Below are 6,268 nucleotides of genomic sequence, written 5' to 3' on the forward strand. Positions count from 1 at the left end.
GATCCGGGATCTGCTGGCCGGCAAGCCCCTGGCACTGCTGACCGGCGCGGGACTGAGCACGGATTCGGGAATTCCGGACTATCGGGGCCCGGACTCAGTGCCAAGGTCACCCATGACGTATCAGGAGTTTGTGCGTGACGCCGCCAACCGCCAGCGCTACTGGGCACGGAACCACATCGGCTGGTCCCACCTTCGGAGGGCGGATCCCAATCCGGGCCACCGCGCAGCTGCAGAGCTGGAGCAGCGCGGACTGCTCACCGGCCTCATCACCCAGAACGTGGACAGGCTGCATGAGGACGCCGGCAGCCTGAACGTCATTGACCTCCATGGCCGCTATGACCAGGTGGTGTGCCTGGACTGCGGACGGACCTACAGCAGACGCTTCGTGGCAGGAATGCTTGAAGAGCTGAATCCCGGATTCCTGGAGCGTGCCACTGCGTCGGCGCTGGTAGAGATGGCCCCTGATGCGGACTCGACAGTTGAGGACGCCGATCTCATCAGCAGCTTTGTCGTAGCAGTCTGCCCTGCCTGCGGCGGAAGGTTGAAGCCCGATTTTGTCTACTTCGGGGAGAATGTGCCCAAGGACCGTGTGGAAGCCGCTTACGCTGCAGTGGACGCCGCCGCGGCGCTCCTGGTGGCCGGCTCGTCACTGACGGTGATGAGCGGGCTGCGGTTCGTCCGGCATGCTGCAAAGAACGGGAAGCCGGTGGTGATCATCAACAGGGGTGAGACCCGTGGCGACCAGCACGCCGCCATCAAGCTCCATGCCGGCGTCAGCGAGGCACTGACCTGGCTCGCCGCCGAACTGCCCGGTCTCTGACTCCGCCCGGCCGCCCTGATGGCGCCGATTGGCTTTTGTTCCTGCTGGTCAGGTAGAGTTTATGTTCGTTGGTTGACGTGCTGCGGCGCGGAAATCGGCTGTTTGGGTCTTTAGCTCAGCTGGTAGAGCGCCACGTTTACACCGTGGATGTCATCGGTTCGATCCCGGTAGGACCCACCAATAAAACCCCGTTGTTCCAGGCCCGTGAGGCCAGTAACAACGGGGTTTTCCTGTATCCGGCCACTCCTTGCTGTGGTGACAAGGCCCGCCACCGTAATTGTCGGTGCCGGTACCTACAGTTCCTGCTATGGATTATGTGCAGGTGAAAATGTCGCAGGAAGGCATCCCGGTGACGGTGCTGTGTGAGGGCCGGGAGTGGGCTGTCGGCGCCGAAGTGGTGCGGTGGTTCGAGCGGGTGAGCTGGTGGGAAGCACAGCGCCGGATGCCCAAGGGGCTGGGCCGGGTGGACGTCGAGGTGATGCAGATCCAGGTGAGGCTGGGGCGCAATCCGCAGTCCGCCCTGACCACAATGATCCTGGAGCGTGACGGACTGGGAGGGGGCTGGCGGCGACGGGAATCCCTTGCCGGCGCCGCCTAGAATGCCCGGGTTTTTGGGCATTGGAAAACCCTCCACCGCGACTATTGGGGGATGCCGCGGTGGAGGGCCTGAGATGAATATACCGTGAACTTCCGGAAACAAAAAACGCCACGGAGTTATTGAGGTGTATTGGCCTGATTGGCGCGCGGGATGACGAAGCCGGGTCTGCTCCGAGCCATTATGATGGTTACTGTTCAGCTGAATGAACAAGCAAGTAACTTGAGCGCCGTCGCGTGCCGATCAAAGGAGAATCATGGCCGATTCCCGCACCTCCCGTCCCTCTGAGGGTCTGGGGAGCACCTCTCCGGCACCTGCCGTCACGCGCGCCGCCGCAGTCATGGACGCACTGGCAGCCTCCGCCACCGGGAGGCTGACGCTCAGTGACCTTGCCCGCGAGCTGGGGATCCCCAAATCGTCCACCTCCAACCTTTTGCTGGCTCTCGAAGAAGCCCGGCTGATCAGCCGCCAGGGCGCGGAGTTCACGCTGGGACGCAAGCTGGTGGAACTGGGCGCGGCGTATCTGAGCCGGCTCGACGAAGTCCAGGAGTTCTACCGCTTCTGCGAGCAGGCACCTACTCTGTCCGGGGAAACGGTCCGCATAGCCATGCTCGATGGCACCAATGTCATCTACCTCGCCCGTTACGAAGGTCACCCGGCGGTCCGCCTGACCTCGAACATCGGGGACAAGATGCCGGTCTCGCTGTGCGCCGTGGGCAAGGCCCTGATTGCCCGGCTCCACGATCATGACATTGACGCCATGTTTCCTGATGACGTCCAGCTGCCGGTGCTGACGCCCAAGTCACTGCGGACCGGCGCTGAGCTCAAGGCCCAACTGCAGACCATCAGGGAGCAGGGATACGCCTTCGAGGATGAGGAGTCCACAACGGGCGTGGTGTGCCTGGCCGTCTCCGTACCAACCCGCGGCGCGCATGGCCCGAGCCTTGGCTTGTCCGTGACCGCACTCAAGGCAACCTACTCCGCCGAGCAGGGCTCCCGGATGGTCAAGGAACTGAATGAACTGGCACGGTCGCTGGGCAACCCCATGGGCTGATCAGGGCTGTGGTGGCCGCCCTGGCAACCGACTTAGGCCCAGGCAGGAAAAATCATTCCGGTCCATTTGCCAAGTGTTCAACTTGCTGTACTCTGTTCAATATAGTGATCGACGCCACGGGTGTCCTTGCTATCCCACCAGGCCAACGGGGGCCTGGAGTGTTTTTGAGGGAGTTCTTGTGACAACTCGTACTAAATCACCGCAGGCAGACCTGGATGGCGCCGTCGTCGATCCTGACCAGCTGCGAAGGGCAACACTTGCCAGTTCTGTAGGCTCCGCTCTGGAGTACTACGACTTCTATATTTACGGGCTGGCCTCAGCTCTCATCTTCGGCCCGCTCTTCTTCTCGCCGCTGGGCGAAAGCGGCGCAGTGATCGCCTCCTTCGCCACTTATGGAGTGGGCTTCGCCGCCCGCCCGTTCGGCGGAGTGGTCTTCGGCTACATCGGCGACCGGTTCGGCCGGAAAATGGTCCTGATCCTGACCATCGGCCTGATGGGTATGGCCAGCTTCGCCATCGGACTCCTGCCCACCTTTGAGCAGGCCGGCATGCTGGGAGCCGTACTCCTCGTGGCGTTGCGGATCCTCCAGGGCCTCGGTGCCGGCGCCGAACAGGCAGGTGCCACCACCCTGATTTCAGAGGTGGCCCCGCGCCGCCGCCGCGGTTTCTTCGCTGCGCTGCCGTTCGTCGGAATCCAGCTGGGCACGCTGCTGGGCGCGGGCACCTTTGCCCTGATGGCACTGGCAGATAAGGAAGTCCTGCAGGGCTGGCTGTGGCGGGTTCCGTTCCTGGCCAGCTTCATCCTGATTGTCATCGCCGTCTTCATCCGGCTCCGGCTCAAGGAAACGCCTGTCTTCCAGGAACTGGAAAAGCACAAGGCCGTGGCCAAGAATCCGGTGGGACACATCTGGAAGCACTCCAAGAAGAACGTGCTCATCGGCATCGGCCTCCGCATGGGTGAAAACGGCAACTCGTCCATCTACTCCGCGCTCCTGGTGTCCTTCATCAGCCTGCCCGCCGGTGTTTTTGCCGGCGACAAGTTCATCGGCCCCACAGGCCTGCTCATCGCCGCCGGGTTTGCTGCAGTCATGGTGGTGACCTTCGGTGCACTGTCCGACCGCTTCGGCCGGGTTCCGGTGTACCGCTACGGCGCCCTCTTCCAGGCCGTCATCGCCTTGCCGGCCTTCTACCTGGTCACTTTGGGCAATGTCACCCTGGTTTGGGTGGTCATGGTGGTGGGCATCTCCCTGGGTGTGCAGTCCATGCTTGGGCCCCAGTGCGCCCTGCTGCCGGAACTCTTTGGCGCCCAGCACCGCTTTACCGGTGTGGCGCTGAGCCGCGAGCTCTCTGCTGTCATGGCCGGCGGGTTCGCTCCGATGATCGGCGTGGCGCTGCTGGCGGCCACCGGCCATTCCTGGCTGGTCCCGGCCATCTACTCCCTGGTCCTGGCGCTGATCTCGTTCGGCACCACCTTCTTTACCCCCGAAACGGTGGGCCGGGACCTGGTCCTGGTGGAGGACGCAAGCTAAAAAACCTGCCTGCAAAGAAGGCGGCCTTCCCACAGTGGGAAGGCCGCCTTCTCGGGTTTCGGCAGGTCAGTAGAAATGGACCGGGTCCACCAGGTGGGGGAGGTCGCCGCCGTCGAGGAACGTGCGGAGGTTACTGCAGAAGCGCTCTGAGATCAGGCGGTTCTCGGCCGCGCTGAGGGCCGATGTATGCGGTGAGACCATAACCCTGGGATGAGCCCATAGCGGGCTGTCCCGGGGGAGCGGCTCCACGGCAAAAACATCGAGGCACGCGTAGGACACCTGGCCGTTGTTAAGGGCCTCGAGCAGGGCGTCCTCATCCACAACAGTGCCCCGGCCGACGTTCACGAATACGGTCCCGGGTTTCATTGCCGCAAAGACTTCCCGGCTGAACAGCTTCTCCGTATAGGGCGTACCGGGCAGGGTGTTCACCACGGCATCAGCGGTGGCGAGGAGCCCGGTGAGGCCGTCATTGTCCGAAACCTCTTCGATTCCCTCGATCGGCTCCACCGTCCGCTTGGTCCCGCTGACCTTCATTCCCAGGGCGCGGGCGATGCGGGCCGTCTCCAGGCCGATTTCGCCGAGGCCGGTGACCACCAGGGTGGAGCCGCTGACCAGCCGGGTAGGTGTCCGCAGTTCGGGCCATACCTTGGCGGCCTGGTCCTGGGCCAACTCGGCACTCCGCTTGAAGCCGTTGAGGATCCCCAGTGCGGCAAACTCCGCCAGGGGCAGCGCATGGACGCCGGCGGATGTGGTGACGCGGAATTTGCTGAGGGTTTCCTGGTCCAGGCCGGATGCCTTGACGGCACCGCCGGCCCCGGCGGCCATGGCGTGTACCCACTGAAGCCGCGGATTCTCGCGGGCTATGCGGGCCAGGCCTGCGGGGCTTTCGTTCGGCAGGCCGTAGAGGACCTCCGCGCGGTTGAGCATGGCCCAATACCGCTCTTCCTGCCCGGGCGTGCGCTTGAATCCGGGGTCTCCGGAATGGTCGGCCGGGAAACGTTCGGGGGGAAGCAGGTCTGGCTCATAGAGGACGGTCACGGACGGGTCTACGGCGCGGATGCGGTCCACCAGCTCAGCTTCGAGCGGGACGGCGATCGCGACAATGGTTTCGGTCGTCATGGTGTTCATCATACTGAATAGAGGCTAGGATATTGGACAGATTTCCCTTCATTAACCACACAACGATGTGAGTCGAGGCGACCATGAATGAAAAAAGAGCGGGCTTTGTGGGCCTGGGCCTCATGGGCCTGCCCATGGCGAAGAATCTGCTTCGGGCCGGGTGGAATGTCTCGGCGTGGAACCGTTCACCCGGGCCGGTTGAGGACCTCGAGGGTGCTGGTAGCAGCAAAGCACCAGATGTTGCCTCTCTGCGGGACTTCCCGGTCATTGCCTTTATGCTCCCCGATCTTCCGTTCATCGAGGAGGCCGCGTCCGGCCTGCTGGCGAGCTGGGTTGAGACGCCACCGGCGGCCGGCACGGCCGTAGTGGTCATGAGTTCCGTATCGCCCGAAGCGGTCCGGGCCTTCGGAGAGCGGGTGCACCAGGCGAGCCGCGGCCACGCCGCCGTCGTGGACGCGCCCGTCAGTGGCGGAACCAAGGGCGCGGCCGAGGGCACACTGGCCATCATGGCCGGCGGCGCAGCCGAGGACTTTGGACGGCTCGAAGCGTTCTTCGGAGCAATGGGAACCACGGTGAGGCACATGGGCCCGCTGGGGTCAGGGTCGCTGGCCAAGGCGTGCAACCAGCTCCTTGTGGGAACCACGACGGCGGCGCTCGCGGAGGCGGCCGAGCTGGCCGAGCGTTCGGGCATGGATCCGGCGGCTTTGTTCGAAGTCCTCGCCGGCGGCCTGGCCGGAAGCCGCGTCCTGGACCTCGTGGGTCCGCGCCTCGTCCGGAAGGACTACACCCCCACGGGACCTGCCCGGTTCATGCACAAGGACCTTTCCTTTGTCCTTGAAGCCGCGCAGGCAGCCGGTGCCGCCGTGCCGATGGCGGCAGCCGGCGTGGAACTCTACGCGGAACTGAAGCGTCAAGGACTGGGGGACCTCGACCTGGCCGCGGTCCGGCAAACCATCTCCAATCTGAGTGACCAACCCACCACCAAGACCAACTGAGGAAAGACACGATGACTTCACTTTTTGATTTGTCCGGGCGGGTTGCGTTGGTGACCGGTTCGAGCCGGGGGATTGGTAATGCGTTGGCGCGGGCGTTGGCCGGGGCGGGGGCGACGGTGGTGTTGAACGGTATTAATGCGGAGCGGTTGAAGGCTGC

At 63.9% G+C, this 6,268-nt stretch carries 7 protein-coding genes and 1 tRNA gene; 7 read left to right on the plus strand and 1 reads right to left on the minus strand.

The genetic code is table 11. The features are described from left to right. From DBR22_RS10840 to DBR22_RS10860, 5 genes are all read left to right on the plus strand, one after another. A partial coding sequence (locus tag DBR22_RS10840; protein WP_108599024.1) for an NAD-dependent protein deacetylase occupies positions 1-820 on the plus strand: 820 nt, incomplete at its 5' end. Positions 821-924: 104 nt separating this feature from the next. Further along, positions 925-1,000: transfer RNA gene (locus tag DBR22_RS10845), tRNA-Val, on the plus strand. Between the two features lie 127 nt (positions 1,001-1,127). Further along, entirely contained in the window at positions 1,128-1,418 is a 291-nt protein-coding gene (locus tag DBR22_RS10850) for a hypothetical protein (protein ID WP_108599025.1), read from the plus strand. Between the two features lie 253 nt (positions 1,419-1,671). Further along, positions 1,672-2,469, plus strand: coding sequence for an IclR family transcriptional regulator (locus tag DBR22_RS10855; protein ID WP_108599026.1), 798 nt, complete (start codon positions 1,672-1,674; stop codon positions 2,467-2,469). Between the two features lie 178 nt (positions 2,470-2,647). Beyond that, positions 2,648-3,997, plus strand: coding sequence for an MFS transporter (locus DBR22_RS10860; protein WP_108599027.1), 1,350 nt, complete (start codon positions 2,648-2,650; stop codon positions 3,995-3,997). 66 nt (positions 3,998-4,063) lie between these two features. Here the strand turns inward: DBR22_RS10860 and DBR22_RS10865 are convergent, their stop codons facing one another. Then, positions 4,064-5,128 carry a D-2-hydroxyacid dehydrogenase gene (locus DBR22_RS10865; protein ID WP_108599028.1) on the minus strand — a complete coding sequence of 355 codons (1,065 nt, stop codon included), beginning with the start codon at positions 5,126-5,128 and terminating at the stop codon, positions 4,064-4,066. A gap of 71 nt (positions 5,129-5,199) precedes the next feature. Between DBR22_RS10865 and DBR22_RS10870 the strand changes: the two genes are divergently transcribed. Then, complete coding sequence (locus DBR22_RS10870; RefSeq protein ID WP_108599029.1) at positions 5,200-6,111, plus strand: NAD(P)-dependent oxidoreductase; 912 nt, start codon at positions 5,200-5,202, stop codon at positions 6,109-6,111. 11 nt (positions 6,112-6,122) lie between these two features. Then, positions 6,123-6,268: SDR family NAD(P)-dependent oxidoreductase (locus DBR22_RS10875; RefSeq protein WP_146187470.1), on the plus strand; the 146-nt coding region annotated here is incomplete at its 3' end.

Origin of the sequence: Arthrobacter sp. HMWF013 (genome assembly GCF_003061105.1) — a bacterium.
GTDB lineage: Bacteria > Actinomycetota > Actinomycetes > Actinomycetales > Micrococcaceae > Arthrobacter.